The 26,284-nt window shown below is 69.4% G+C and carries 25 protein-coding genes; 13 read left to right on the top strand and 12 right to left on the bottom strand.

What is annotated here, in order from left to right:
• Positions 1 to 32: 32 nt before the first annotated feature.
• Entirely contained in the window at positions 33 to 680 is a 648-nt protein-coding gene (locus Q9S71_RS05025; protein ID WP_311860920.1) for an FMN-dependent NADH-azoreductase, read from the top strand.
• Between the two features lie 96 nt (positions 681 to 776).
• The gene (locus Q9S71_RS05020; RefSeq protein ID WP_311860919.1) at positions 777 to 1,172 is read left to right on the top strand and encodes a DUF6992 family protein; all 396 of its coding nucleotides are present in this window, start codon (positions 777 to 779) and stop codon (positions 1,170 to 1,172) included.
• 15 nt (positions 1,173 to 1,187) lie between these two features.
• On the opposite strand, the gene Q9S71_RS05015 is transcribed toward Q9S71_RS05020, so the two are convergent.
• Together Q9S71_RS05015 and Q9S71_RS05010 are read right to left on the bottom strand one after the other, a co-directional pair.
• A complete protein-coding gene (locus Q9S71_RS05015; RefSeq protein WP_311860916.1) occupies positions 1,188 to 2,615 on the bottom strand; it encodes a CCA tRNA nucleotidyltransferase in 1,428 nt (475 codons plus the stop codon).
• A 51-nt stretch (positions 2,616 to 2,666) separates the two neighbouring features.
• Positions 2,667 to 4,190, bottom strand: a complete 1,524-nt coding sequence (locus Q9S71_RS05010; RefSeq protein ID WP_311860915.1) for a DUF7059 domain-containing protein — start codon at positions 4,188 to 4,190, stop codon at positions 2,667 to 2,669.
• Positions 4,191 to 4,297: 107 nt separating this feature from the next.
• On the opposite strand from Q9S71_RS05010, the gene Q9S71_RS05005 reads away from it, so the two are divergent.
• The 4 genes from Q9S71_RS05005 to trxA all read left to right on the top strand — a co-directional run bounded on the left by Q9S71_RS05005 (position 4,298) and on the right by trxA (position 9,462).
• Positions 4,298 to 6,367, top strand: a complete 2,070-nt coding sequence (locus tag Q9S71_RS05005) for a DUF6049 family protein (protein WP_311860914.1) — start codon at positions 4,298 to 4,300, stop codon at positions 6,365 to 6,367.
• Complete coding sequence (murJ, locus tag Q9S71_RS05000) at positions 6,367 to 7,986, top strand: murein biosynthesis integral membrane protein MurJ (RefSeq protein WP_311860913.1); 1,620 nt, start codon at positions 6,367 to 6,369, stop codon at positions 7,984 to 7,986. Before Q9S71_RS05005 ends, murJ begins: the two co-directional genes overlap by 1 nt.
• An 85-nt stretch (positions 7,987 to 8,071) precedes the next feature.
• A complete protein-coding gene (gene trxB / locus Q9S71_RS04995) occupies positions 8,072 to 9,064 on the top strand; it encodes a thioredoxin-disulfide reductase (protein ID WP_311860912.1) in 993 nt (330 codons plus the stop codon).
• A gap of 74 nt (positions 9,065 to 9,138) precedes the next feature.
• Positions 9,139 to 9,462 carry a thioredoxin gene (gene trxA, locus Q9S71_RS04990; RefSeq protein WP_064002800.1) on the top strand — a complete coding sequence of 108 codons (324 nt, stop codon included), beginning with the start codon at positions 9,139 to 9,141 and terminating at the stop codon, positions 9,460 to 9,462.
• Between the two features lie 10 nt (positions 9,463 to 9,472).
• Here the strand turns inward: trxA and Q9S71_RS04985 are convergent, their stop codons facing one another.
• From Q9S71_RS04985 to rpmH, 10 genes are all read right to left on the bottom strand, one after another.
• Positions 9,473 to 10,501 carry a hypothetical protein gene (locus Q9S71_RS04985; RefSeq protein ID WP_311860911.1) on the bottom strand — a complete coding sequence of 343 codons (1,029 nt, stop codon included), beginning with the start codon at positions 10,499 to 10,501 and terminating at the stop codon, positions 9,473 to 9,475.
• A gap of 23 nt (positions 10,502 to 10,524) precedes the next feature.
• A complete protein-coding gene (locus Q9S71_RS04980) occupies positions 10,525 to 10,860 on the bottom strand; it encodes a tryptophan synthase subunit alpha (protein ID WP_311860910.1) in 336 nt (111 codons plus the stop codon).
• A gap of 39 nt (positions 10,861 to 10,899) precedes the next feature.
• The gene (locus tag Q9S71_RS04975) at positions 10,900 to 11,886 is read right to left on the bottom strand and encodes a ParB/RepB/Spo0J family partition protein (protein ID WP_253035468.1); all 987 of its coding nucleotides are present in this window, start codon (positions 11,884 to 11,886) and stop codon (positions 10,900 to 10,902) included.
• Positions 11,886 to 12,815 (bottom strand): ParA family protein, encoded by a 930-nt coding sequence (locus tag Q9S71_RS04970; protein ID WP_311860909.1) that lies wholly within the window; start codon positions 12,813 to 12,815, stop codon positions 11,886 to 11,888. Before Q9S71_RS04970 ends, Q9S71_RS04975 begins: the two co-directional genes overlap by 1 nt.
• Before the next feature lie 179 nt (positions 12,816 to 12,994).
• Complete coding sequence (rsmG, locus tag Q9S71_RS04965; RefSeq protein ID WP_311860908.1) at positions 12,995 to 13,639, bottom strand: 16S rRNA (guanine(527)-N(7))-methyltransferase RsmG; 645 nt, start codon at positions 13,637 to 13,639, stop codon at positions 12,995 to 12,997.
• Positions 13,632 to 14,135: a Jag family protein gene (locus Q9S71_RS04960; RefSeq protein WP_064002805.1), complete on the bottom strand. Its 504-nt coding sequence runs from the start codon at positions 14,133 to 14,135 to the stop codon at positions 13,632 to 13,634. Before Q9S71_RS04960 ends, rsmG begins: the two co-directional genes overlap by 8 nt.
• Before the next feature lie 20 nt (positions 14,136 to 14,155).
• Positions 14,156 to 15,250 carry a membrane protein insertase YidC gene (yidC, locus tag Q9S71_RS04955; protein ID WP_253035472.1) on the bottom strand — a complete coding sequence of 365 codons (1,095 nt, stop codon included), beginning with the start codon at positions 15,248 to 15,250 and terminating at the stop codon, positions 14,156 to 14,158.
• 6 nt (positions 15,251 to 15,256) lie between these two features.
• Entirely contained in the window at positions 15,257 to 15,613 is a 357-nt protein-coding gene (yidD, locus tag Q9S71_RS04950; protein WP_082886155.1) for a membrane protein insertion efficiency factor YidD, read from the bottom strand.
• Entirely contained in the window at positions 15,610 to 15,948 is a 339-nt protein-coding gene (rnpA, locus tag Q9S71_RS04945) for a ribonuclease P protein component (protein ID WP_217528887.1), read from the bottom strand. Before rnpA ends, yidD begins: the two co-directional genes overlap by 4 nt.
• A gap of 9 nt (positions 15,949 to 15,957) precedes the next feature.
• Complete coding sequence (gene rpmH, locus Q9S71_RS04940) at positions 15,958 to 16,095, bottom strand: 50S ribosomal protein L34 (protein WP_064002918.1); 138 nt, start codon at positions 16,093 to 16,095, stop codon at positions 15,958 to 15,960.
• A gap of 303 nt (positions 16,096 to 16,398) precedes the next feature.
• On the opposite strand from rpmH, the gene dnaA reads away from it, so the two are divergent.
• The 7 genes from dnaA to Q9S71_RS04905 all read left to right on the top strand — a co-directional run bounded on the left by dnaA (position 16,399) and on the right by Q9S71_RS04905 (position 26,280).
• A complete protein-coding gene (gene dnaA / locus Q9S71_RS04935) occupies positions 16,399 to 17,823 on the top strand; it encodes a chromosomal replication initiator protein DnaA (RefSeq protein WP_311860904.1) in 1,425 nt (474 codons plus the stop codon).
• Positions 17,824 to 18,254: 431 nt separating this feature from the next.
• On the top strand, positions 18,255 to 19,397 hold the full coding sequence (gene dnaN / locus Q9S71_RS04930) for a DNA polymerase III subunit beta (protein WP_217528892.1): 1,143 nt from the start codon (positions 18,255 to 18,257) through the stop codon (positions 19,395 to 19,397).
• Between the two features lie 55 nt (positions 19,398 to 19,452).
• A complete protein-coding gene (gene recF / locus Q9S71_RS04925) occupies positions 19,453 to 20,619 on the top strand; it encodes a DNA replication/repair protein RecF (protein WP_217528894.1) in 1,167 nt (388 codons plus the stop codon).
• Positions 20,606 to 21,100 (top strand): DciA family protein, encoded by a 495-nt coding sequence (locus Q9S71_RS04920; RefSeq protein ID WP_374209373.1) that lies wholly within the window; start codon positions 20,606 to 20,608, stop codon positions 21,098 to 21,100. The genes recF and Q9S71_RS04920 overlap by 14 nt, the downstream gene beginning before the upstream one ends.
• Positions 21,101 to 21,223: 123 nt before the next feature.
• Positions 21,224 to 23,266: a DNA topoisomerase (ATP-hydrolyzing) subunit B gene (gene gyrB, locus Q9S71_RS04915; RefSeq protein ID WP_064002919.1), complete on the top strand. Its 2,043-nt coding sequence runs from the start codon at positions 21,224 to 21,226 to the stop codon at positions 23,264 to 23,266.
• A 51-nt stretch (positions 23,267 to 23,317) separates the two neighbouring features.
• A complete protein-coding gene (gene gyrA / locus Q9S71_RS04910) occupies positions 23,318 to 25,876 on the top strand; it encodes a DNA gyrase subunit A (RefSeq protein ID WP_253035462.1) in 2,559 nt (852 codons plus the stop codon).
• Positions 25,873 to 26,280 carry a DUF3566 domain-containing protein gene (locus tag Q9S71_RS04905; RefSeq protein WP_064002812.1) on the top strand — a complete coding sequence of 136 codons (408 nt, stop codon included), beginning with the start codon at positions 25,873 to 25,875 and terminating at the stop codon, positions 26,278 to 26,280. Before gyrA ends, Q9S71_RS04905 begins: the two co-directional genes overlap by 4 nt.
• The last annotated feature ends 4 nt before the right edge of the window (positions 26,281 to 26,284 follow it).

Raw genomic sequence — 26,284 nt, 5'->3', positions numbered from 1 at the left:
CTTTTTCATAGTGACTCTGATCGGAGAAGCACATGACCCTGTTCCGCCTGGATGCCAGCATCCTGCCCGCCACGTCCGCGAGCCGTGAGCTCGGCGACCTCGTCGAGGCCGAGTGGCGTACCGCCCACCCCTCGAGCGACGTCGTCCGGCGCGACGTCGCCGCCGACCCGATCCCCGCGACCGCGTGGCGCGACTCGGTGACCTCGGGCTTCACCCCCGCCGACCAGCACACCGAGGGTCAACGCGCGGCGATCGCCCTCCGCACCGAGCTGGCCGACGAACTCATCGCCGCGGACGCACTGCTGTTCACCGTGCCGCTCTACAACTACGGCGTCTCGCAGCATGTGAAGACGTGGTTCGACCTCGCCTACACCGACCCGCGCATCGACCCGCAGGGCACCGCCCTGCACGGCAAACCGGCCACCCTCGTGACAGTGCTCGGCGGCAACTACGAGCCGGGCAGCCCGAAGGAGGGCTGGGACCACTCGACCGGCTGGCTCCGCCGCGTCTTCGAGGACGTCTGGGGACTCGACCTCACCGTCGTCCACCGCCCCTTCACGCTCGTCGGTGTCAACCCCGCCCTCGACGCCTTCACCGACGCCGCCGCAGAGCTCAAGGCCGGTGCCGAGCAGGCCGCGGTCGACGCCGGCCGCGCGCTGGCAGCCTCGCGCGCAGCGTGACCATCCGTCGTTCGTCCGTCACGACGCGCCGCGGGGGGCCGCAGATCGTGACGGGCGAACGGCCCGCGGCTTCCCCCGCTGCACGATGATGAACCCATGAGCTCCGCGAAGACCGTCGCCGCCACCGTCGTCCGCCGCCTGACGCGGTGGGGCACGGCATCCGTCGTCCTCGGCGGCGCGCTCGCGCTGTTCCCGCGCACCCGCGCGTTCGGTCTGCAGAACCTGATGTGGGGGGCGATCGACGTCGCCCTCGCGGAGTTCACCCGACGACAGGGCGGCGTTCCGAAGAAACGGATGCTGCGCCGCATCCTTCTCGTCAACACCGCCCTCGACGTGGGGTACGTCGCGACGGGCGCACACCTCGCCGTCCGCACCCCGTCCCTCAATGGCCGGCTGAGCCCTGCCGAGGCCCGGGGACACGGCCTCGCCGTGATCATCCAGGGCGCCGCGCTGTTCGTCATCGACCTCACCGCGGCCCGGCGTCTGCGCTGAGCCGCGTGCACGGGCTCAGCTCCGCGCGGCCCACCAGTCGCGCAGGCGCTGCTCGGCGGCATCCGCTCCGATGACCCCCTCGTCGAGGCGGATGTCGAGCAGGAACCGGTACGCCTCGCCGACCTCGCGACCGGGACGGATGCCGAGGACCTCCTGGATCCGGTTGCCGTCGAGCTCGGGACGCATCGCGTTGAGCTCCTCCTCCTCGGCGAGCGCCGCGATGCGCGACTCGATGTCGTCGTACGCGGTTCGCAGCCGCGCCGCCTTGCGCTTGTTGCGGGTCGTCACGTCGGCGCGCGTGAGGATGTGCAGCCGCTCGAGCTGATCGCCCGCGTCGCGGACGTACCGCCGCACCGCCGAGTCGGTCCACGCGCCCTCGGCGTACCCGAAGAAGCGCAGGTGCTGCTCGATGAGCTGACACACGGCATCCGTCGTCGCACCGTCGAACCGCAGCGCCTGCAGCCGCTTGCGCGCCATCCGCGCGCCCTTGACGTCGTGGTGGTGGAAGCTGACCGCGCCACCCGGCTCGAGCTTGCGGGTCGCGGGCTTGCCGATGTCGTGCAGGAGCGCGGCGAGGCGCAGGGTCACGTCGGGCGCCTGACCCGGATGCCGCTGCTTCTCGAGGTCGATCGCCTGCGCGAGCACCGTGAGCGAGTGCTCGTAGACGTCCTTATGGTGGTGGTGCTCGTCGACCTCGAGCCGCAGGGCCGGGACCTCGGGCAGGAAGAGCGCCATGAGGCCGGTGTCGACGAGCAGACGGATGCCGCGGTCCGGCGCCTCCGTCGACAGGAGCTTCACGAGCTCCCCCTGGATACGCTCGGGGCTCACGATCGACAGGCTCGGCGCGAGCCGGCTCATCGCCTCGAGGGTCGCAGGGTGCACGTCCATGCCGAGCTGGCTCGCGAAGCGGGCGGCGCGCAGCATCCGGAGCGGGTCGTCGCCGAAGCTGACGTCCGGGTCGGTGGGGGTGCGCAGCGACCCGCCGACGAGGTCCTCGACGCCGCCGGTCGGGTCGACGAGCGACGGTCCCGGGATGCGGAGCGCCATCGCGTTGACCGTGAAGTCGCGGCGGACGAGGTCCTGCTCGAGGGTGTCGCCGAACTCGACGGTGGGTTTACGGGTCGCGCCGTCGTAGCTGTCGGCGCGGTAGGTCGTGATCTCGACCTGCTCGCCCCGGATCTTCGCGCCGATCGTGCCGAAGGCGCGGCCGATGTCCCACGTCGCCGTCGCGAGCGGTTTCACGATGCGCAGGATGTCGTCGGGTCGCGCGTTCGTCGTGTAGTCGAGGTCGTTGACCGTGCGGCCGAGCAACGCGTCGCGGACGGGCCCGCCGACGACGGCGAGCTCGAACCCGGCCTCCGCGAAGGCGCGGGCGAGCGTGGCCGACACGGGAGCCTCGGCGAGCGCACCCAGGCGCGCGAGACCCTCGGCCATGTTCAGCATGCCTACGAGCCTACCGACGGCATCCTCCCCTCCCGCCTCACCGAGAAGGCATCACACCACGCGCAGGAACCCCGTGAACGCCAGCTCGCGCACGCGCGGCAGCAGGTCGGCGCGGAGCGCGGCGGCATCCACCTCGAGCAGGTCGGCGATCGCGTCGATGAGCACGCCGAGCGGCAGGTCGCCGTCGCACGCCCCGACGAGGGCGGCCAGCGCGGGGTCGACGTTCAGCACGCGCCCGAACCCAGCGCCCTGACGCAGCTCGATCACCGAGGGTTCCTCGGCGCCCGGGCGGTGGTGGCGGGCCTCGGTGACGTCCGACGCGACGACCGCGGTCGCCTCGGCCAGTCCGTCGTCGTCGAGCAGCCCGAGGCGGTCCCACGCCGCGAGCGCGGCCCCCAGGTGCGGCCCCAGGGCGCCGGGCACCGGCTGGGTGACGCGCTCGTAGCGGGCGAGGGGCGGCATCCCGATCGGCGTCCGTCGCAGCAGCAGGTACCCGAAGCCGACCGCCGTCACCCCGCGCGCGGCGAAGTCGGCGAGCCACGCGTCGATGAGCCGGGCGTAGTCGGGGCTCCCCGGCGCCGTGCCGCCGTCGCGCACCCACAGCTCGGCGTAGGCGAGCGGGTCGAGCTGCTCGCGTTCCACGATCCACGCGTCGAGCGGGTGAGCGGATGCCGCGACCCACTCGCGCACGCGGTCGAGACCGTCCTGCCCCTCGCGGTACTCCCAGTTGCCGAGCAGCTGCGCCGTCCCGCCGGGGGCGAGCACCTCGCCGACGCCCGACACGAACGCCGCGACGAGGTCGTCGCCCGCGAAACCGGCATCCCGGTACTCGTACTCGGGCACCCCGGCGACGCGCGGCGTGATGACGAACGGAGGATTCGAGACGACGCGGTCGAACTCCTCGCCCGCGACGGGCTCGAACAGGCTGCCGTGGCGCACCTCGATCCCGTCGACGTCGTTGAGCGCGGCGTTCAGCAGCGTGAACCGCAGCGCCCGCTCCGACACGTCGGTCGCGACGACGCTCGACGCGCTCCGCCGCGCCCGCAGGGCCTGGATGCCGCATCCCGTCCCGACGTCGAGTACGCGCCGCGCGGGGGTGTCGAGTTGCAGACCGGCGAGCGTGAGCGAGGCGCCGCCGACGCCCAGGACGTGCCCGGTCGGCAGCGCGCCGCCCAGCGCCGCCTCGTCGAGGTCGCTCACGATCCACCACCACCCCGAGCCGGCGGCATCCGTGTAGTCCTGCGGGCGCAGCAGCACGAGCGGGGTCGCGGTGCCGCCCTCGACCCGCACGATCCCGAGGCGGACGAGTCCCGCGACCCCGGCGGTCGGCAGCGCGCGGTCGAGGTCCGCGGCGTGGGCGGCATCACCGAGGAAGAGCGTCCGGCACAGCACCGGGAGCGCGTCGCTGCGGCCCGCGAGCGCGCGCCGGGCGGGCGCGAGCAGGCCGCGGCCGATCGCGTCGTCGGCACGCGGTCCCCACGCGGCGCGGACGGCGTCGGCCGTGTACCCGGCGGCGGCGAGGTCGGCGCGGAGCACGGCGGTCGTGGACGGGTCGGGATGCCGGATGTCGCTCACCGTCCCATTCAACCGGCCTCGGGGCCCAATCAGGGGCTCCGCAGGACGGGGACCCTAGAATCACTCCCGATGGTGCGGTCATCGATCGCACGGGAATCGACCTCTTCATGACCTTCATCTCGCCTGCTCCGGGCCGACGTCCGCCTCGCCGATCCCGGTGGCTGCGTACGGCGGCGGCAGCGACGGCCGTGATCGCCCTCGCCGCCCCGGCCCCGGCGGCCTTCGCCGCGGTCGACGACGCACCCGACGAGACCGTCACCGCCACCCTCGCGCCGGGCGCGGGCGGAGTGGTCCCCGCATCCGGTGATCTGACCCTGACCCTCACGGCCGACAACCCGGGCCCGGACGCCGTCCCCGCCGGCGCGGCGACCGTGGGGATCGGCTCCGATCCCCTCGTGTCGACCGCGGCGATCGCGTCCTGGCTCGACAGCGGCTCCACGGGCGCGTCGTTCGACGACGTGGGCGAGATCGCGATGCCCGAGGTCGCGTCCGAGCAGTCGGCATCCGCCGCGCTCACGATCGACGCGGGCGATGCCCCCATCGACGACCTCGACCCGGGGGTGTACCCGGTCCGGGCTGTCTACGGCACCGGCGAGGACAGTCTCCGCGCGCGGACCGTCCTCGTCGTCCCCGACACCGGCGCACCGGCTCGTCAGATCGGTGTCGTCGTGCCCATCACCGCGGGGCCGCAGTCCACCGGCGTCCTCAGCTCCGAACAACTGTCGGAACTCACCGCCGAGGGGGGCGACCTGCGCGAGCAGGTGGATGCCGTGACGGGCACGCCGGCGATCCTCGCCGTGGATCCCGCGATCACCGCCTCGATCCGCGCCCTGGGCTCCGCGGCGCCGGCCGACGCGGTCGCGTGGCTCGACGACCTGATCGCGCTCCCGAACGACCGGTTCGCGCTGCAGTACGGCGACGCCGATCTCGCCGCGCAGATCGGCGCGGGCGAGGCATCCCCCCTCCGGCCGGTCTCGTTCGCGGCCTATCTCGACCCCACCAACTTCGGCGCTCCCGTGGTCGACGGCGAGGCGACCCCGACCCCGACGCCGACCCCCGAGGAACCGACCCTCCCCACGCTCGAGGAGCTGTTCGACGTCGGCGCCGACCGCGACAGCGTCTTCTGGCCCGCGACCGGAACGGCCGGCGCCGAGACCGTCGCCGCCCTGGGTGCCGTGACGGGCGGCGATGACGCGCCCGTCACGCTCCTGCCGAGCTCGGTGGTGCGATCGGATGCCGGGGCGCACGCGGTCTCGGCCGACACGGACCTGCTCCTCTACGACGCCGGCCTCTCGCGCCTGCTCGAGGACGCCTCCGCGACCGATGCCGACACCGCCCGCGGCGCGCTCCTGGCGGAGTTCACGGCGCGGGCGGCCGTGGGCGACCTCGCCGACCCCCTGCTCGTCACGGTCGACCGCTCGAACGGTCGGTCCCAGGCCGCCCTGCGCGGCGCGATCGACGCGGCGACCGGGCTCCCCGGCTGGACGGCGACCGATCTCGACGGCCTCCTCGCGGCTCCCGCCACCGCGGTCGACGTCGACTCCGTCCCCGCCGACCAGGACCGCGTCGCGGTGATCGACGGGTTCCGCGCCGCGCAGGGCGGTCTGCAGCGCATCTCGGGTGTGCTCGACGACCCGACGCTGCTCACCTCGTCGGTGCGGGCGACCGAGCTGCAGCTGCTCGGAAACGCGTGGCTCGACGACCGCGAGGGATGGGATGCCGCGATCCAGGCGCAGCGCGAGCGCATCGCCACCTGGACCGACGGCGTCGCCCTCGTCCTCGGCGGCCCCATCACCCTCGCCGGGACCTCCGCGCCCCTCGTCTTCACCGTCCGCAACGACCTGCCGTGGCCGGCCCGTGTCGACCTGCTCGCCTCGCCCGGTGACGCGCGCCTGGTGATCGAGTCGACGACCGAGGTCGAGATCGGCGCCCAGCAGACCAGCCGCGTCGCGATCCCCGTCTCCGCCCTCGTGGGCAGCGGCGAATCCTCCGTCGACCTGCAGCTGCGCACCCCGTCCGGCGTCGAGATCGGGCGGAGCGAGACCGTCGAGGTGTCGGTGCGCGCCGAATGGGAGTCGGTGGCCCTCGTCATCCTCATCGTCCTCGTGTCCGCCCTCCTCGTCTTCGGTGTCGTCCGGACGGTCCGACGGCGCAAGCGGATGCCGGTGGCCCCCTGATGGCCGGCCTCGGACGCGCGAGCGCCACCGTCGCCGCCGGCACCATGGCGTCCCGCATCACGGGACTCATCCGCAACATCGTGCTCACGGTCGCCGTCGGCACCGTCGGCGCGAAGGCGGCGGACTCGTTCGCGATCGCGAACCAGTTGCCGAACTCGGTGTTCGCGCTCATCTCCTCGGGGCTCCTCGCCGGCGTGATCGTCCCGCAGATCGTCAAGGCCGTGAAGACGCACGACGACCGCGGCAGCGCCTTCGTGTCGAAACTGCTGACCCTGGGCGTCCTCGCCCTGCTGGTCGTCACGATCGTCGCCGTCGTGGCGGCGCCCGTGCTCGTGGAGATCTACGCGGGGAGGTTCACCGACCCGGCGGCGAAGACGCTCACCCTCGCCCTCGCCTACTGGTGTCTGCCGCAGCTGCTCTTCTACGGGCTGTACGCGCTCGTGGGCGAGATCCTCAACGCGAACCGCATCTTCGGGCCGTTCGCCTGGTCGCCGATCGTGAACAACCTGATCTCGATCGCGGGCTTCGGCGTCTTCATCGTGCTGTTCGGCACCTACGAGTCGGCCTCGGGCTGGACGGCGGGCATGATCGCGCTGATGGGCGGCACCGCGACCTTCGGGATCGTCGTGCAGGCCGGCATCCTGTTCCTGTTCTGGCGGCGAGCGGGATTGCACGTGCGGCCCGACTTCGGCTGGCGGGGCATCGGCCTCCGTCAGATCGGCCGCCTCGCCGGCTGGACGTTCCTCATGGTCGTCGTCGGGCAGATCGCCGGCGCCTTCCAGATCAACATCGTGGGCGCCGCCTCGGGTCCCGCGGCGGCCGGGGCGACGCTGCAGAACGCCTGGCTGCTGTTCATGCTCCCGTTCTCCGTGATCGTGCTCTCGCTCGGAACGCCGTACTACACGAGACTCAGCGAGCACGTCGCTGAGGGACGGACGGATGCCGTCACCGCCGACCTGTCCTCCCTCACCCGGACCGTCGGGATCTTCATGGTCGGGATCCTCGCTGCGATGGCGGTGGCCGCGGTGCCGTTGGCGCGACTGTTCACCCCGACGCTCGAGAAGGCGGTCGCCTTCGCTTTCGTCCTCGGGGCCTATCTCGTCGCCCTGCTGCCGCTGTCGCTCCAGTTCGGTCTCCAGCGCACGTTCTACGCATTGAAGGACACGCGCACGCCGTTCGTGTACACGCTCGTGCAGGCCGTGCTGGTCATCGCGACCGCTCTGGCCGCCTCCGCCCTTGTGAGCACCGGCCTTCTGCCCCTCACCTGGCTCGCCGTCGCCATCGCGCTCGGCCAGTCGGTCGCCAACATCGTGCAGTTCGCCCTCGCGCTCCTGCTGCTGCGGCGCAAGATCGGTCCTCTCGGACTCGGAGACGCGTTCCGCGGCATCCTGCGCTTCCTCCTCGCCGCGATCCCCGCTGCCGCGGCCGGCTGGGGCGTGTTCCAGGTGTTCGGTGGAGTCGACGGCTGGGCCGTCTCCGAACGTCTCCTCGGCTTCGTCGGCGCCGCGATCATCGGCGGTGCCACGCTCCTGGTCTACGGCGGCATCCTGGCCCTGTTCCGCACTCCCGAGCTGGGCGTCGCGTTCCGTGCCGTCCGCCGCTTCCTGCCGGGCCGGTGAGCCCCCGGTCCGTGGAATGCCACGCGGCTACCATGGGTTGAACTGTCCGGGCGCGAACATCGCCCAGACGAAGAGAGGATTCATCGTGCGCAAGGTCATCATCATCGGCTCGGGTCCGGCGGGCTACACCGCGGCGATCTACGCGGCGCGCGCGAACCTGTCGCCCCTCGTCGTCGCCAGCTCGGTCGAGGCCGGCGGAGAGCTGATGAACACGACCGAGGTCGAGAACTTCCCCGGGTTCCCCGAGGGCATCATGGGCCCCGACCTCATGACCAAGATGCAGGAGCAGGCCGAGAAGTTCGGCGCCGAGGTCGTCTACGACGACGTCGTGTCGCTCGACGTCTCGGGCGACATCAAGACCGTCACGCTCGGCCGCGGCGAGACGCACGAGGCCGAGGCGATCGTGTTCGCCACCGGTTCCGCGCCCCGCAAGATCGGCATCGAGGGCGAGACCCGCCTGTCAGGCCGTGGCGTCTCGTACTGCGCCACGTGCGACGGCTTCTTCTTCCGCGAGAAGGTCATCGCCGTCGTCGGCGGCGGCGACTCCGCGATGGAGGAGGCGACGTTCCTCACGAAGTTCGCCTCGAAGGTCTACGTGATCCACCGTCGCGACGAGCTGCGCGCCTCGAAGATCATGCAGGACCGCGCCAAGGCCAACGAGAAGATCGAGTTCGTCTGGAACGCCGAGGTCATCGACGTCCTGGGTGAGGATGCCGTGACCGGCGTGCGTCTGCGCGACACCGTCGACGGGTCCGAGCGCGACCTCGCCCTCGACGGCGTGTTCGTCGCGATCGGCTACGACCCCCGTACGCACCTCGTGCACAACGTCCTCGACATCACCGAGCACGGCACCGTGTGGGTCGACGGCCGCACCTCGAAGACCTCCGTCCCCGGTGTCTTCGCCGCCGGCGACGTCATCGACCCGACCTACCGCCAGGCCGTCACCGCGGCCGGCAGCGGCACGGTCGCCGCCCTCGACCTCGAGCACTACCTCGCCGCGCGCGGCGACGCGGGTGCCCCCGCGCAGGACGCCGCCGTCATCGACGATCGCCCCGACGCCGAGGCCGACGCCGCCTGAGCGCGGAACAATTGCGGCATCCGCTGCGTTTTCCCCTCTGACACCCACGTGTCGATTCCTAAGGAGACAGACATATGACCGCCAAGGCCACGAGTGAGAGCACCTGGCAGCAGGACGTCATCGACGCCGAAGGCCCCGTTCTGGTGGACTTCTGGGCGGCGTGGTGCGGACCCTGTCGCATGGTCGGCCCCATCCTCGACGAGATCCAGACCGAGAACCCCGAGAAGATCACGGTGCTGAAGCTCAACGTCGACGAGAACCCGCAGCTCGCCATGGAGTACCAGATCACGTCGATCCCGGCGATGAAGGTCTTCCACAAGGGCCAGGTCGAGAAGACGATCATCGGCGCGAAGCCGAAGTTCGCCCTCGAGCAGGACCTCGCCGACTACATCGGCTGAGCACCCCACGTCACGAAGGACCCGCGCGACCTCGGTCGCCGGGTCCTTCGTCGTTTCCGCTCCGCCGCAACAGCCGCGACCACCACGACGGACGGGACGCGAGTTCCCACGCGCGTCGACCCTCATCGGTGCGTTCGTTCCGACGCGCACCCGGCAGATCCGCGACGTCGGCACGGCCCCGGACGAGGTCCTCGACGACCGCCGGCAGACGCAGGGCCCGGGTGAGGTGACCGGGGAGGTCGTCATCGTTGTCGCGGCTGCGAAGTCGCTCAAGGTCGGCGGGTGTCACCCGCAGCTCGTCGAGGACGGGCCGGTCGTCGACGAGTTCCGACATCCGCTCGATGGCTGCCGTGCGCAGCATCCGCTGCACCTCCCCCGTCCACCCCTCCTCCGGCAGCACCGGCACCCATCCTGCCGGCCACGACAGCGTCAGATCCGGGATGCCGCGCCCCCGCATCCGCTCCATCTCCGGCAGCGCCGCGAGTCCGGCGGCGCTGAACACCTCCACCGTGAGGCCCGTCCGCGTGCGGGTGAGCGCGACCACGGGGCGCTGCGCCGGCGGCCAGGAGTCCCGGACGTGCCCGTGCGCCACGACGATGGCCGCTCCGTCCACCTCGGCGACGGTGACGGATGCCTCGAGCTGCTGCGCGAGCGAGGTGAGACCGGTCACACGCTCGCCCAGCAGCACGTAGACCCGGAACGGGAGTTCTCGGACCGGTGGCGTCGACGGCGGCGGGTCTGCGGCATCCCGCCCGCGCCCGACGAGGAAGAGGCCGTCGGATTCGAGCAGCACGTCGGCCGACCATTCCGCCGCGATGGAGTCCAGCACCGGCTCCGGGGCGGTGCTCGTGACCGTGCCGTCGGACGCGATGACCAGCTGGCCGTCGGGCGTGAGGGCCACGCGTGCGACCACGGTGCCGTCCTCGTCGCCGACGACGGCGGGGATCCCCCGTTGTCGGAGCGCGGCGCGCACCGCATCGATGGTGACGACTGTCTGAGACGGGGCGATGTCGATCGTCGCGATCGTCAGTTCGTCCATCGGCGACGTTTCACGTGGAACGGTCAGGAGGCTCGGACCGAGACGTTCCACGTCCGGTGCGGCTCGCTGCCGAGCAAGCGCCAAACCGCCGCGCTCAGCGCGGGGTAGTCCAGGGCGATCTGCCGCAGCACACGGTAGTTCCGCGCCTGGGTCGGACGCTGTCCGCCGTCGGCCGCGATGGTCTCCGCCCGCAGGGTGAGCACGACCAGCTCGTCGACCGAGGGAAGATCCTCCATGAAGGCCCAGGGGTCCTCACCGTCGCGCAGTCGCTCCTCGACCAGCACCGACAACTCGTCGGACGCCTCCGCGCGCAGTACCTCGAGGCTCGCGCGTCGGGGGAGGTTGGGGCGATCGCTCACCCCTCCAGCCTACGCTCGCCTCCCGACGTCCGGCCCCGATCAGGACCCGCCGAACTCCGTCTCGCCGAGCTCACCGAGGATGCGGTTGAGATCCTGGATCGTCGCGAAATCGATGCTGATCTGGCCTTTCCTTGCCGTCAGCGAGATCTTCACCTTCGTGTTGAGCCGGTCCCCCAGCCGCTCCGCGACGTCGTCGAGGTGCGCACGGCGCGTGCCGGCCTTGGGGAGCGGACGCACCCGATTGCCGATCGTCTTGGCGGCTGCCTCCGCGGCGCGCACCGAGAGATCCTCGTTCACGATCTTGTCGGCCAGGCGCTGCATGTGGTCGGCGTCGTCGACCGAGAGGATGGCGCGGGCGTGGCCGGCGCTGAGCACGCCGGCCGCGACGCGCTGCTGCACGGGCACGGGGAGCTTGAGCAGCCGGATCGTGTTGCTGATCTGCGGACGCGATCGCCCGATACGCGTCGCCAGCTCCTCCTGGGTGATCCCGAAGTCCTCGAGGAGCTGCTGGTAGGCGGACGCCTCTTCGAGCGGGTTCAGCTGCGAACGGTGCAGGTTCTCGAGCAGCGCGTCTCGCAGCAGGTGCTCGTCCTCGGTCTCCCGCAGGACCGCCGGGATCGCGGTCAGGCCGGCTTCGCGGGCAGCGCGCGTGCGGCGCTCGCCCATGATGAGCTCGTACGCGCCGTCCTCGTTGCGCCGCACGACGACCGGCTGCAGCACACCGAACTCGCGGACGCTGTGCACGAGCTCGGCGAGGTCGTCCGCGTCGAAGTTCGTGCGCGGCTGGCGCGGGTTGGGGACGATCTCGTTCGGGTCGACCTCGATCAGACGCGTTCCGGGAACGGCGACGAGCTCGTCCTCCCCCGCCGGAGTCTCCGCGGGTGCGGCATCCTGGTTCGATCCGTCGGCGTCGGCTGCGGGCAGCGACGCTCCGGGGAAGAACACGTCGACGGGACGTGCCTCCGACGAGTCCTGCGTCGGGATGAGGGCTCCGATGCCCCGGCCCAGTCCGGTTCGCTTGGCCATCAGTGGGCTCCTTCTTCTGAGTTCTGTGCGAGACCGCGCCGCGCGATCTCGACCGCCGCCTCGCGGTAGGCCACGGCGCCCGCGGACTGTCCGTCGTAGGCGATGACCGTCTGTCCGAAGCTCGGGGCCTCGGAGACACGGACCGACCGCGGGATGACGGTGGTCAGCACCCGGTCGGGGAAGTGCGTGCGCACCTCGTCGGCGACCTGCTGCGCGAGTCGGGTCCGCCCGTCGTACATCGTCAGCAGGATGGTCGACAGGTGCAGGGCGGGGTTCAGGTGCTTCTGGATCATCGAGACACTCCCCAGCAGCTGGCTCAGCCCCTCGAGCGCGTAATACTCGCACTGAATCGGGATGAGGACCTCGGTCGCAGCCGTGAAAGCGTTAATCGTGAGGAGCCCGAGCGACGGCGGGCAATCGATGAACACGAAATCGACGTGGTTGTCCGCCAGATAGGTCTCCAGGGCCGTCCGCAGACGATGCTCCCGCGCGACCTGGGAGACGAGCTCGATCTCCGCGCCGGCGAGATGGATGGTCGACGGCGCACAGAGCAGATTCGGCGACTCCGGGCTCGTCTGGATCACGTCCGCGAGCGGCTCCTCATCGATGAGGACGTCGTAGATGCTCGCGACGTCGGCGCTGTGCGGGATGCCGAGCGCCGTCGACGAGTTCCCCTGCGGGTCGAGATCGATGACGAGCACGCGCGCACCGACGGAGGCGAGCCCCGCCGCCAGGTTGACGGTCGTCGTGGTCTTCCCCACGCCGCCCTTCTGGTTCGACACCGTGAAGACGCGGGTGGAGCCGTCGAACTCGACCTTCACCTCCGCGAGGACCTTCCTGCGCGACGTCAGATCCGCCAATTCGCGGGCGATCGGACTGTCGTCGAAAGAGAAGGGTGCGGGAGAGGTGGTGTTCTCCGAATCCGGCACCTGTTACTCCTGTCGTGTCGAGGACGTTCCCACTGTAGTCGAGGCCTCCGTCAGCCTCCGGCGCCGATCGTCGTTTCACGTGAAACAGAGCTCTTCCGCTTCCCGCGTTTCACGTGAAACACACATCCCTGGCGACCGTCAGCCCACTCGATGTTCCACGTGAAACATCGCCGTCGTTGTCAGCGCACGGTGGCGCGGATGACGCGCGTCGGCTCCGCGACGACACCGTCGCCGACGGGTTCGACCCGGACATCCGACAGCCGGAACTTCCGGATCGCCTTCTCCGCGGCGGAGATCTCGTTCGCCGCATTGGCACCCTTGAGCAGGATCAGCTCACCGCCGTCCCGCACCAACGGCGCAGTGATCGGGATGAGGGTGCGGAACGCGCTCACGGCGCGGGCGGTCACCGCATCCAACACCGGACCCTCGGTCCAATCCTCGCCGCGTGCGCGGACGATCTCGACGTTGTCGAGCCCGAGCTCGTCGGTCTGCTCCGTCAGCCACGCGATGCGACGCTCCATCGGCTCGATGAGCACCCAACGGACGTCGGGACGTGCGATCGCGAGCACGAGTCCCGGCAGGCCGGCGCCGGACCCGATGTCACCGACGCGCGACCCGGCCGTGAAGAGCGGCGCGGCGACCGCACTGTTGAGGATGTGCCGGGTCCAGATGCGGGGGAGTTCGAGCGGTCCGATGAGACCGCGCTCCTCTCCCTGCGCGATCAGCGCGTCGGTGAAGCGACGAGCGAGATCGATCCGATCGCCGAAGACGGGTACCGCGGCATCCGGTTCGTGCTCGGGTGTTTCACGTGAAACGTCAGCCACGGCGCAGAACGGTGTGGCGATCGGCGCCCTCACCGTAGGACTCCGACACCAGGCCATGCTCCGCCGCGATGTCGTGCACGAGCTTGCGCTCGTAGCTGGACATCGGCGGCAGGGATGCCTGCGAGGCACCGTCGTCGAGGCGCTCCAGCGCGCGCTCCACGAGCTTCTGCAGCTGCGCGCGGCGCGCGTCGCGGGATCCGCCCACATCCAGGATGAGGCGCGAGAACCGACCGGTCTTGGTCTGCACCGCGATGCGGGTCAGCTCCTGCAGCGCCTGCACCGTCTCGGGGTCGGACAGGAGCGAGAGTGCGTCGGGCTGCTCGTTCTCGACGGACACGTACGCGCGGCCGGCGCGCACGTCGAGCGTCAGGTCGCCGTCGATGTCCGCGATGTCGAGGATGCCCTCGACGAAGTCGGCGGCGATGTCGCCTTCCTGCTCGAGCTCGTCGACGGTCGGCACAGCGCGAGCGCCGGGGGTCTGGTCAGTGGTCGTCATGATCGATCCTTCGGTCCTCGTCAGGACGTGCCGTCCTGCTTGCCTTTCTGAGCCTGCTTCTTCGCGCGCTGCTTGCTCACCGGCTGCTGGCGCTTGGGGGCCTGCGCCTTCGCGCGCTCGGCCTCCTCGAACAGGCGCTGCTGCTCGGCCTCGTACTTGGCGAGGGGGATGACCTTGCCGCTCGCGTCGAGAGCCTTACCCTTCTTCGCGAGCCGCTCCTCGCGCGCCTTGGCCGCCTCCGACCCGGGGGTCGGGAGGTTCCGGATGACGACGAACTGCTGAACCATGGTCCAGATGTTCGAGGTGAACCAGTACATGACGACGCCGAGCGGGAAGAACACACCCGAGAAGATGAAGGCCAGCGGCAGGACGTACAGCATGATCCGCTGCATCTGATAGGCCTGGCCGGTCTTGGCCTCGGGGGAGAGGTTCTTCGAGATGATCTGCAGCTGCGTGAAGAACTGCGACAGGATCATGAGGATCACGAGGATCACCAGGATCACGACGGTCGCCGTCTGATTCGTGTTGATCGCGTCGATCATGTTGACGTGCAGCGGCGCGACGCCGAACAGCTCGGCGTTGTAGAACTCGCGCGTCAGGGTCGCGTTCAGCAGGCCGGTGCCACCCACACCCCACTCCGCGTGACGCTTCACCTCGCTGAGCGTGTAGAACATGCCGAGGAGGATCGGCATCTGCACCAGCAGTGGCAGACAGCTCGACAGCGGCGTCGTACCGTGCTTCTTGTACATCGCCATGGTCTCGCGACTCATGGCCTCGCGCGACAGCTGGTCGCGCTTGCCCTTGTACCGCTCCTGGATCTTGCGCATCTCGGGCGCGAGTTCCATCATCTTGCGCTGGCTCTTGATCTGCCGCACGAACAGCGGGATGAGCGCGGCGCGCACGACGATGACGAGCCCGATGATGGACAAAACCCAGGTCAGGCCGGCATCCGGTGCCAGTCCGATCGATGTGAAGATCCAGTGCCAGAAGACGAGGATCGCCTCGACGACGAACTTGAACGGCCACAGGATGATGCTGAAGAAGTCAGGATCACCGGGTTCGGGTGTCGTCGGGTTCGGGAGCGGCGGGAGGGTCGCCGAGGCGAAGAGATCCATCACGGATCAATCCTTTCTGAGGGGCACGACGAAGCCGTGCGAAGTCAGGTCGTGCCGGAAGTGCGTGTGAGCGGGGACGTCGTCGATGCCGCCCGCGGCCCACGGGTGGCATCTCGCGAGACGGGCCGCCGCGAGCGCCGAGCCCTTCAGGACCCCGTGCTGCTGCACGGCGCCCAGCGCATAGGCCGAACACGAGGGATAGTACTTGCACACGTCGCCGTACAGCTGGGAGACGGTCGCCCGGTAGCCGTGCAGCAGCGCGATCACCGCGTTGCGGGGGAGCAGCGTGATCGTCGCCGGCAGGGTCGCGGCATCCATCACCGCCGTCCCGCGGGTGTACGAGGGAAGAGGCGCCGAGCTCATGCGGCCGCCTTCCGTTCGAGGCAGCGGATGACCTCGGTGCGCAGGGTCGCGAAATCGACGGATGCCGCAGCGGGCAACGCGCGGATGACCACATCGGCCCCGGGCCGGACCTCCGGGAGGGCCTCTGCGCAGATCGCCTTGAGCCGACGACGCACCGTGTTGCGCACGACAGCGCCCCCCACCTGCTTGCTCACGATGAAGCCGAAGCGTGGGGGGCGCTGTTCAGACGTGCTGACCACGTGGGTCACGGTGTGTGCCGCCGGACAGCGGGAACCTCCGCGGACGACGGAACGGTAGTCCGCCCCGCGGGTGATGCGGTTCCCGCGCGCCAGCACCGCGTGGTGTCAGGCCGAGAGCTCGGTGCGCCCCTTGGAGCGGCGAGCCGAGAGGATGGCGCGGCCGGCGCGGGTGCGCATACGGGCGCGGAAGCCGTGCTTCTTGGCGCGGCGGCGGTTGTTGGGCTGGAACGTGCGCTTGCTCATGAAGATCACTCCGGATGGGCGGGGTCACCCGAACGCTCGAGACCGGGGACACAGGTACATGGGGGACTCGCGCCGAGAGGCACAAGTCAACCGACCTAGGATACGTCGAGATTCCTGAGATCCCAAACCGGGACGCCGACCGGCCATTATCCACCGACGCCTGAACGCTGCTGGCGACGACACGCGGGCCGGTTCTACAGTGGGTTTTGCCTTGCGGAGCGCCGATGACTAGCGTGATCCGGATACTTATCCACAGGTTGTGCACAGTACCGTGCACACCATTGTCCACACCCCGGGAGGGTCATGTCCGAGCACGAACTTCCAGATGTCCCCGTCTGGAGCGCCGTGCTCGACGTGCTGGCGAACGACGACCGCGTCACGCCGCAGCTGCACGGCTTCGTGAACCTCGCCGTCGCCCAGGGGGTGATGAGCGGGACGCTCTACCTCGACGTCCCGAACGACCTCACCGCCGGCCAGTTCAACAAGCGCCTGCGCGGACCCATCATGGAGGCCCTCGCGCAGGTCGACGCCGAGCCGTCGGCGAGCACCTTCCGCGTGGTCGTGAACCCCGAACTCGGCGACACCCACCTCACCGCGCCGGTCCCGGTCCAGTCGGCCCTCGCACCGACCCCGTCGGCACCGACCCGGCCGAACGCCGAGGACTACAGGGAGCAGGCGGCACCGGCATCCCGCAACGACACCCGCCTCAACCCGAAGTACACGTTCGACAACTTCGTCATCGGCCAGTCCAACCGGTTCGCGCACGCGGCGGCGGTCGCCGTCGCCGAGGCGCCGGCCAAGGCGTACAACCCGCTGTTCATCTACGGGGACTCGGGACTGGGGAAGACCCACCTCCTGCACGCGATCGGCGACTACGCGATCAACCTCTACACCGGCATCAAGGTCCGGTACGTCTCGAGTGAGGAGTTCACGAACGACTTCATCAACTCGATCGTGAACAACCGCGCGTCGGCGTTCCAGGCCCGGTACCGCGACGTCGACATCCTCCTCATCGACGACATCCAGTTCCTGCAGGGTCGCGCCGAGACGCAGGAGGCGTTCTTCCACACCTTCAATCAGCTGCACGACCACGACAAGCAGGTCGTGATCACGAGCGACGTGCCGCCGCGTCACCTCACCGGGTTCGAGGACCGGATGCGGAGCCGCTTCGAGTGGGGTCTCATCACGGACGTGCAGGCCCCCGACCTCGAGACGCGTATCGCGATCCTGCGCAAGAAAGCGCAGTCCGAGCGCCTGCAGGTGCCCGACGACGTGCTGGAGTACATCGCCACCAAGGTGTCGAGCAACATCCGCGAACTCGAGGGCGCCCTCATCCGGGTGTCCGCGTTCGCGAGCCTGAACCGCTCGAACCTCGACATCTCGCTCGCGCAGACGGTGCTCCGCGACATCGTCGACCAGGACGACGCGAACGTCATCTCGCCGACCGACATCATCTCGGCCACGGCCCAGTACTTCCGCCTCACGGTCGACGACCTGTACGGCTCGAGCCGTTCGCAGTCCGTCGCGACGGCTCGGCAGATCGCCATGTATCTGTGCCGCGAGCGCACGAGCCTGTCGCTGCCGAAGATCGGTCAGCTGTTCGGCAACCGCGACCACACGACGGTGATGTACGCGTACAAGAAGATCAGCGAGCTCATGAAGGAGCGTCGCTCGATCTACAACCAGGTGTCCGAGATCACCTCGCAGCTCGGCCGTTCCTCGCGCTGACGGCCCCACACGCCCGGGTGTGCGGCCGTACTTGACACGTGCGCGCCCGGACCACCAAAATGCCGTTTCCCACAGTGTGGAAAGCCTGTGGATAACTGTGCGCCACGGGCCGTCGGATGTGAACGAACGGCGACAGCCTGTGGATGAACGGATGACACGCATCGATTCCTCGTCGCCGGACTCACGCGACTTTCCGCAGCCCGTGCACAAGTTACACGGATGTGGTTCCGGCTCGACGACAGGGATCCACCGACTTATCCACAGTTTCCACAGCTGTTAACAAGAAGACAGAGAACTATCTAATGGAAGCCCGATCCGATCACACCCACGGGGTGCGGGCTCGTCGCGGCGAGCTCGGCAGAGCGGCTTCCGGAGCGTCCTGTCGTGGGCACTAGCATGAGAGGGCCCATCTCGCCGTCAAGGGAGCATCAGTGAAGTTCCACGTCAACCGCGATGTATTCAGCGAAGCCGTGTCGTTCGTCGTGAAACTGCTCCCGCAGCGGAACCCCCAGCCGATCCTCGCGGGTGTGCTCATCGAAGCCGGCGACGACGGTCTGTCGCTCGCCGCGTTCGACTACGAGGCATCCGCCCGTACCCGCATCGAGGCGACGGTCGACGAGCCGGGCACGATCCTCGTCCACGGCCGACTGCTGTCCGAGATCGCGAGCCGTCTGCCGAACGCACCGATCCAGATCACGCAGGATGCCGACGGTGAGATCCTCCTGACGTGCGGTTCGGCGCGGTTCACCCTCGCGGCGATGCCCGTCGCCGAGTACCCCGCGATCCCCGAGGTCTCGGGCGACTCCGGCCTCGTCCCGGGCGACGACTTCTCGACCGCGATCGCGCAGGTCGCCTTCGCGGCCTCCCGCGATGACGTCACCCCGGTCCTGACGGGTGTGCAGCTCGAGGTGACCGGCAACGAACTCAGCCTCGTCGCCACCGACCGCTACCGCGTCGCGCTGCGCGAGATCAACTTCGACAGCGGCGCCGTCGCCCGCGAAGAGGCGACGACCGCGCTCGTCCCCGCGCGCACGCTGACCGAGGTCGGGAAGACCTTCGCGCACTCCGGCGACATCCAGATCTCGTTCTCCGGCTCGGGCGACCGCGAGATCATCGCGTTCACGGCGGGCAACAAGACCGTGACCTCCCTGCTCATCAAGGGCAACTTCCCCCCGGTCCGGCGGCTCTTCCCCGCGCAGACCGAGCACTATGCGGTCGTCAACACGGCGGAGCTCGCCGAGGCCGTCCGCCGCGTCTCGCTCGTGCTCGACCGGTCGGCGCCGCTGCGGTTCACGTTCTCGGACGAGGGTGTATCGATGGATGCCGCGGGCACCGAGCAGGCCCGCGCCACCGAGTCGGTCGACGCGACGCTCGCCGGCGACGAGGTGACCCTCGGACTCAACCCGCAGTACCTGCTCGAGGCGCTCGGCGCCGTGAAGAGCGAGTTCACGCGCATCACGTTCACCTCGAGCGAGAACGCCAACAAGCTGAGCCCGGTCCTCATCACGCCGCAGACCTCGGGCACGCCCGAGAGCTTCAAGTACCTGCTGCAGCCGAACCTCCTGCTGCGCTGACCCCCGGCGTCCGTCCACATCGAGGCGTGTCGGAGCCTCGAGGGAGGGTGATCTGGTGATCGTGGAGCACCTGAGTCTCGTCGACTTCCGCAACTACGCGGCGGCCGACGTGAGTCTGGCCGCCGGTCCGAACGTGTTCGTCGGCCGCAACGGCCAGGGCAAGACCAATCTCGCCGAGGCGATCGGCTATTTCGCGACGCTGGGTTCGCACCGGGTGTCGCAGGATGCGCCGATGGTCCGGTACGGGGCGGATGCCGCCTTCGTCCGCGCCCGGCTCGGGTACGGCGACCGCCGCATCCAACTCGAAGCGCAGCTGAACCGGTCCGGCTCGAACAAGGCGCGCGTCAACGGGTCGCCGGTGCGCACCTCGGAGCTGCCGCGCTACGCGCAGGTCGTGCTCTTCGCCCCCGAGGACCTGCAGATCGTGCGCGGCGACCCGTCCGCGCGACGCCGGTTCGCCGATCAGCTCCTCGTGCAGCGCGCGCCCCGCATGTCGGGCGTGCTCGGCGACTACGATCGCGTGCTCAAGCAGCGCACGGCGCTGCTGAAGTCGGCGCGGGCTCGGGGACTGAAGGCGGAGCAGCTCACGACGCTCGACGTCTGGGACGACAAACTCATCTCGCTCGGCACCGAGATCATCCTGGCCCGCCTGCGCCTGGCGGAGGATCTCGCGCAGCCGATGCGCGACGCGTACGAGGCCATCGCCGGCGCCGACCACGACCCGCAGCTCGAATGGGTGCTCACGGTCGAGGGGTCAGACCCGGAGGACGACGCCGCACCCGTCGCGAAGACCGGTTCCGCCGTCGGGGCCGACGCGGTCGCGGCATCCTTCCGCGCCGGACTGGCGGCGAAGCGATCCCAGGAACTCGAGCGCGGGGTGACCCTCGTCGGACCGCACCGCGACGACCTCCTCCTGCGCCTGCGCGGACTCCCCGTGAAGGGGTACGCCTCGCACGGCGAGTCCTGGTCGACGGCGCTGTCGCTGCGGTTGTCGTCGGCGCAGCTGCTCCGCGACCAGTTGCGCCTCGGCGACCCGATCGTCATCCTCGACGACGTCTTCGCCGAGCTCGACGCCGACCGTCGCGCCCGTCTGGCGGGCGTTGTCGCCGATTTCGAGCAGGTCATCGTCACGGCGGCCGTCGAGGGCGACGTCCCGGCGTCGCTCCGGGTCCGGACCGTCCGTGTCGAGGCGGGCACGATCGTGACGGATGCCGATGTCTGACGCCGCCGGCATCCCCGAAACGGTCGCGACCTACCTCCGGCTGCGCGGACTCGAGCCGTCGGCCGCGAAGAAGCGCCGCCGCAAGCGGCGCAACGACGACGACGAGAATCAGCCGTTCACGCCGGGTCGCGATCCCAAGGGCGTCGGCGACCTGCTGGCCGACCTCACCCGGCAGTCGGGATGGGACGCGCAGCTCGCGAAGGAGGACCTCGTGCTCCAGTGGGCCGAGGTCGCCGGCGAGGAGACCGCGCGTCACGCGGATCCCGTGGCCCTGAGCGACGGTGTGCTCACCGTCCAGTGCGATTCGACGGCGTGGGCGAAGAACCTCCACCTCATGCGCGCGACGATCGTCACCGAGCTCATCCGGCGGTTCCCGGAGGCCGGCGTCGAGTCCGTGCGTTTCGTGGGGCCGGACGTCCCCTCCTGGAAATGGGGCCCCAGAGCCGTTCCAGGGCGGGGTCCACGCGATACCTACGGTTGACCGACGTCCCGGAGGCTTCGGAAAGGTTTCGTGCCGCCACAGCGGCGTTCAGCCGCGTGACGAAGGCGTGAGGCACTAGACTGGGATCAAGCCCAGACGATGGATGTGGAGCGCGCGAAACCGATGACGTCAGATACCCCAGACAACACTCCCGAGGATCTCGACCCGCCCGCCGCACCCCGGATCCCCGCGGAGTACGGGGCGGACGAGATCCAGGTCCTCGAGGGCCTCGAGGCCGTCCGCAAGCGCCCCGGCATGTACATCGGTTCGACCGGTGAGCGCGGTCTGCACCACCTGGTCTACGAGATCGTCGACAACTCCGTCGACGAGGCCCTCGCCGGCTACTGCGACACGATCCACGTCACGATCCTGGCCGACGGCGGCCTGCGCGTCGTCGACAACGGCCGCGGCATCCCGGTCGACCCGCACTCCTCCGACCCCAGCAAGTCGACGGTGGAGGTCGTCCTGACCGTCCTCCACGCGGGCGGCAAGTTCGGCGGCGGCGGGTACGCGGTCTCGGGTGGTCTGCACGGTGTCGGATCGTCCGTCGTGAACGCGCTGTCGACGCGGTTCGAGGTCGAGATCGCTCGTCAGGGACACATCTGGCGTCAGACGTTCTCGGGCGGCGGCAAGCCCGAAGGCCCGCTCGCCAAGGGCGAGGAGAGCGACAAGACCGGCACCACCATCACGTTCTGGCCCGACGCGGCGATCTTCGAGACCACCGACTTCGACTACAACACGCTTCGCACCCGCTTCCAGCAGACGGCGTTCCTCAACAAGGGTCTCCGCATCACCCTGACCGACGAGCGACCCGAGGCCCTCGACGTCGTGGATCTGCCCGAGGGCGGTTCCGAGACCACGCAGCGCCACGACGACTTCCTGTACGAGCGCGGCCTCGTCGACTACGTCGAGTACCTCAACAAGGTCCGCAAGGCCGAGGTCATCAACGAGGAGATCATCGAGATCGAGTCGGAGGACACGGTCCGTCACATCTCGCTCGAGCTCGCGATGCAGTGGACCTCGGGCTACACCGAGAACGTCTTCACCTTCGCGAACACGATCAACACGCACGAGGGCGGCACGCACGAAGAGGGTTTCCGTGCGGCGATGACGATGTACATCAACCGCTACGCCAAGGAGAAGGGCCTCCTCAAGGACAAGGACGAGAACCTCGCCGGCGAGGACATCCGTGAGGGCCTGACCGCCGTCATATCGGTGAAGCTCTCCGAACCGCAGTTCGAGGGCCAGACGAAGACCAAGCTCGGCAACACCGAGGCGAAGGCCTTCGTGCAGAAGGTCGTCGGCGACCAGCTCATGGACTGGCTCGACCGCAACCCGCAGCAGGCGAAGCTCATCATCACGAAGGCCATCGAAGCGGCGACCGCGCGCATGGCGGCGCGCAAGGCGCGCGAGACGGCGCGTCGCAAGAGCGTCTTCGAGTCGGCATCCATGCCCGAGAAACTCAAGGACTGCACGAGCAAGGACCCGTCGATCAGCGAGATCTTCCTCGTCGAGGGCGACTCGGCCGGCGGCTCGGCCGTGTCCGGCCGCGATCCCGAGCGTCAGGCGATCCTGTCGCTGCGCGGCAAGATCCTCAACGTCGAGAAGGCGCGGCTCGACCGTGCCCTGGGCAACGCCGAGATCCAGGCGATGATCCAGGCGTTCGGCGCCGGCATCGGGCCGGACTTCGACATCGAGAAGGCCCGGTACCACAAGGTCGTCCTGATGGCGGATGCCGACGTCGACGGCCAGCACATCACGACCCTCCTGCTCACCCTGCTGTTCCGCTACATGCGCGGGCTCGTCGAGGCGGGCTACGTCTACCTCGCGCAGCCGCCGCTGTACCGGCTCAAGTGGTCCAACGCGCCGCACGAGTACGTCTACAGCGACGCCGAGCGCGACGCGCTGCTGCGCGAAGGGGCAGCGGCGGGGCGCCGCATCCCGAAGGACAACGGCGTGCAGCGCTACAAGGGTCTCGGCGAGATGAACGCCAAGGAGCTGTGGGAGACGACGATGGACCCCGAGACGCGCACGCTGCGTCAGGTGACCATCGACGACGCGGCCGCGGCCGATGAGATCTTCTCCGTGCTGATGGGCGAAGACGTCGAGGCGCGGCGCGGGTTCATCCAGCGCAACGCCAAGGACGTGCGGTTCCTGGACATCTGAGTCCACCGCATCCGCCCCGGCACTCCGACGACGAACGAAGACTGAGAGAACATGGCTGACGAAGAGCGTCCCGACCCGAACGCCGGCTACCAGCACGGCAACATCGACCAGGTCGACCTCCAGGTCGAGATGCAGCGGAGCTACCTCGACTACGCGATGAGCGTGATCGTGGGTCGCGCGCTGCCGCGCGTCGAAGACGGCCTCAAGCCCGTGCACCGCCGCGTCATCTACGGCATGTACGACGGCGGGTACCGTCCCGACAAGAGCTACTCGAAGTGCGCCCGCGTCGTCGGCGAGGTCATGGGTCAGTACCACCCGCACGGTGACAGCGCGATCTACGACGCACTCGTCCGTCTCGTGCAGCCGTGGTCGCTGCGCTACCCGCTGGCCGACGGTCAGGGCAACTTCGGCTCCCCCGGCAACATGGGCGCCGCGGCCCCCCGGTACACCGAGACCAAGATGGCCCAGCTCGCCCTCGAGATGGTGCGCGACATCGACGAGGACACCGTCGACTTCGAGGACAACTACGACGGCCGCACCCGCGAGCCCGTCGTCCTGCCCTCGCGCTTCCCGAACCTCCTGGTCAACGGCTCGGTCGGTATCGCCGTCGGCATGGCCACCAATATCCCGCCGCACAACCTCCGCGAGGTGGCCGACGGTGTCATGTGGGCCCTGCAGAACCCGGATGCCTCCCGCGAGGAGCTCCTCGATGCGCTGATCGAGCGCATCCCGGGACCCGACTTCCCCACCGGCGCGCAGATCCTCGGCACGAAGGGCATCCGTGAGGCGTACCGCACGGGTCGCGGCTCGATCACGATGCGCGCCGTCGTGAACGTCGAGGAGATCCAGAACCGCACCTGCCTGGTCATCACGGAACTCCCGTACCAGGTCAACCCCGACAACGTCGCCGCCAAGATCACCTCGCTCGTGCGCGAGGGCAAGCTCAGCGGCATCGCCGACATCCGCGACGAGACGAGCGACCGCACCGGTCAGCGACTCGTCGTGGTCCTGAAGCGCGACGCCGTCGCGAAGGTCGTCCTCAACAACCTGTACAAGCACACGCAGCTGCAGGAGAACTTCGGCGCGAACATGCTCGCCATCGTCGACGGTGTGCCGCGCACGCTGCCGATCGACGGCTTCATCAGCTACTGGCTCGCGCACCAGTTCGAGGTCATCGTCCGCCGCACCCGCTACCGGCTGCGCGAGGCCGAGAAGCGCATGCACATCCTGCGCGGCTACCTCAAGGCGCTCGACGCGCTCGACGAGGTCATCGCCCTCATCCGCCGCTCCCCCACGGTCGACGAGGCGCGCGAAGGGCTGAAGTCGCTCCTCGACGTCGACGACGCGCAGGCCGACGCGATCCTGACGATGCAGCTGCGCCGCCTGGCCGCCCTCGAGCGCCAGAAGATCGTCGACGAGGCGACCGAGCTCGAGCTCAAGATCGCGGACCTGAACGACATCCTCGTCTCGCGCGACCGCCAGAGCGGGATCATCGCCGAGGAGCTCGGGGAGATCGTCGCGAAGTTCGGCGACGAGCGTCGCACGCACATCCTGCACGGCTACGACGGCGACATGTCGATGGAGGACCTGATCCCCGAAGAGGAGATCGTCGTCACCGTCACGCGCAACGGCTACGTCAAGCGCACACGCAGCGACAACTACCGCTCGCAGCACCGCGGCGGCAAGGGTGTGAAGGGTGCGCAGCTGCGCGCCGACGACGTGGTCGAGCACTTCTTCGTCTCGACGACGCACCACTGGCTCCTGTTCTTCACGACCAAGGGGCGCGTCTACCGCGCGAAGGGCTACGAGCTCCCCGAGGGCGGACGGGATGCGAAGGGGCAGCACGTCGCGAACCTGCTCGCCCTGCAGCCCGGCGAGGACGTCGCGCAGATCCTCGACATCCGCGACTACGCCGCGGCCGAGTACCTCGTCCTCGCGACGCGCGACGGCAAGATCAAGAAGACGGCGCTCACCGAGTACGACACGAACCGGCAGGGCGGCATCATCGCGATCCGCCTGCGCGGTCAGGACGAGGAGGACGGCGACGAACTCGTCAGCGCGATGCTCGTCGACTCGACCGACGACCTCCTGCTGGTCTCGCGCCTCGGCATGTCGCTGCGGTTCACGGCGAACGACGAATCGCTGCGTCCGATGGGCCGCTCGACCGAGGGTGTGAAGGGCATGTCCTTCCGCGACGGCGACAGCCTGCTCTCGGCATCCGTCGTGCGTGACGAGGGATTCGTCTTCGTCGTCACCCAGGGCGGGTATGCCAAGCGCACCTCGGTGGACCAGTACCGCGTGCAGGGCCGCGGCGGTCTCGGCATCAAGGTCGCCAAGCTGCACGACGACCGCGGCGAGCTCGCGGGCGGTCTGATCGTCAGCGCGGACGACGAGGTCCTCGTGGTTCTTGCCAGCGGCAAGGTGGTACGCTCGGCCGTTGCTGAGGTGCCTGCGAAGGGTCGCGACACGATGGGTGTCGTCTTCGCTCGCCCCGATGACGACGACCGGATCCTCGCGATCGCCCGCAACGGCGAGCGGGGTCTGGCTGAGAGTGCGGGGGCCGAGGAGGCCGCCGCAGCTCCCGAGACCACCGAAGAGAGTGACGCATGAGCTCCGTAGCCGACAAGCTGGCCAAGAAGTCCTCGAGCCGGACGACCGCGAAGCAGGTCCGCCTCCGTCTCGTCTACGTCGACTTCTGGTCGGCCGTGAAGCTGTCCTTCCTGGCGGCCGTCGCCCTCGCGATCGTCACGGTCGTCTCGACGCTGCTCGTCTACCTCGTGATCAGCTCGACCGGTCTCGTGGGCCAGGTCGACGCCCTGCTGGGTGCGGTCAACGGCGAGAACACCTTCACGCTCGCCTCGATCCTCAACCTGCCCCAGGTGATGGCGTTCGCCGCGGTCGTCGCGATCCTGAACCTCATCGTCGTGACGGTGCTGGGTGCGGTCCTCGCGGGGATCTACAACCTCATGGTCAAGGTCACCGGCGGTCTGCTCGTCGGCTTCACCTCGAACTGAGTCG

The organism is Microbacterium gawkjiense, assembly GCF_031932225.1.
GTDB lineage: Bacteria > Actinomycetota > Actinomycetes > Actinomycetales > Microbacteriaceae > Microbacterium > Microbacterium gawkjiense.
The sequence above is the reverse complement of the archived record's forward strand: the minus strand, read 5'-3'. Positions and strand labels throughout refer to the sequence as shown.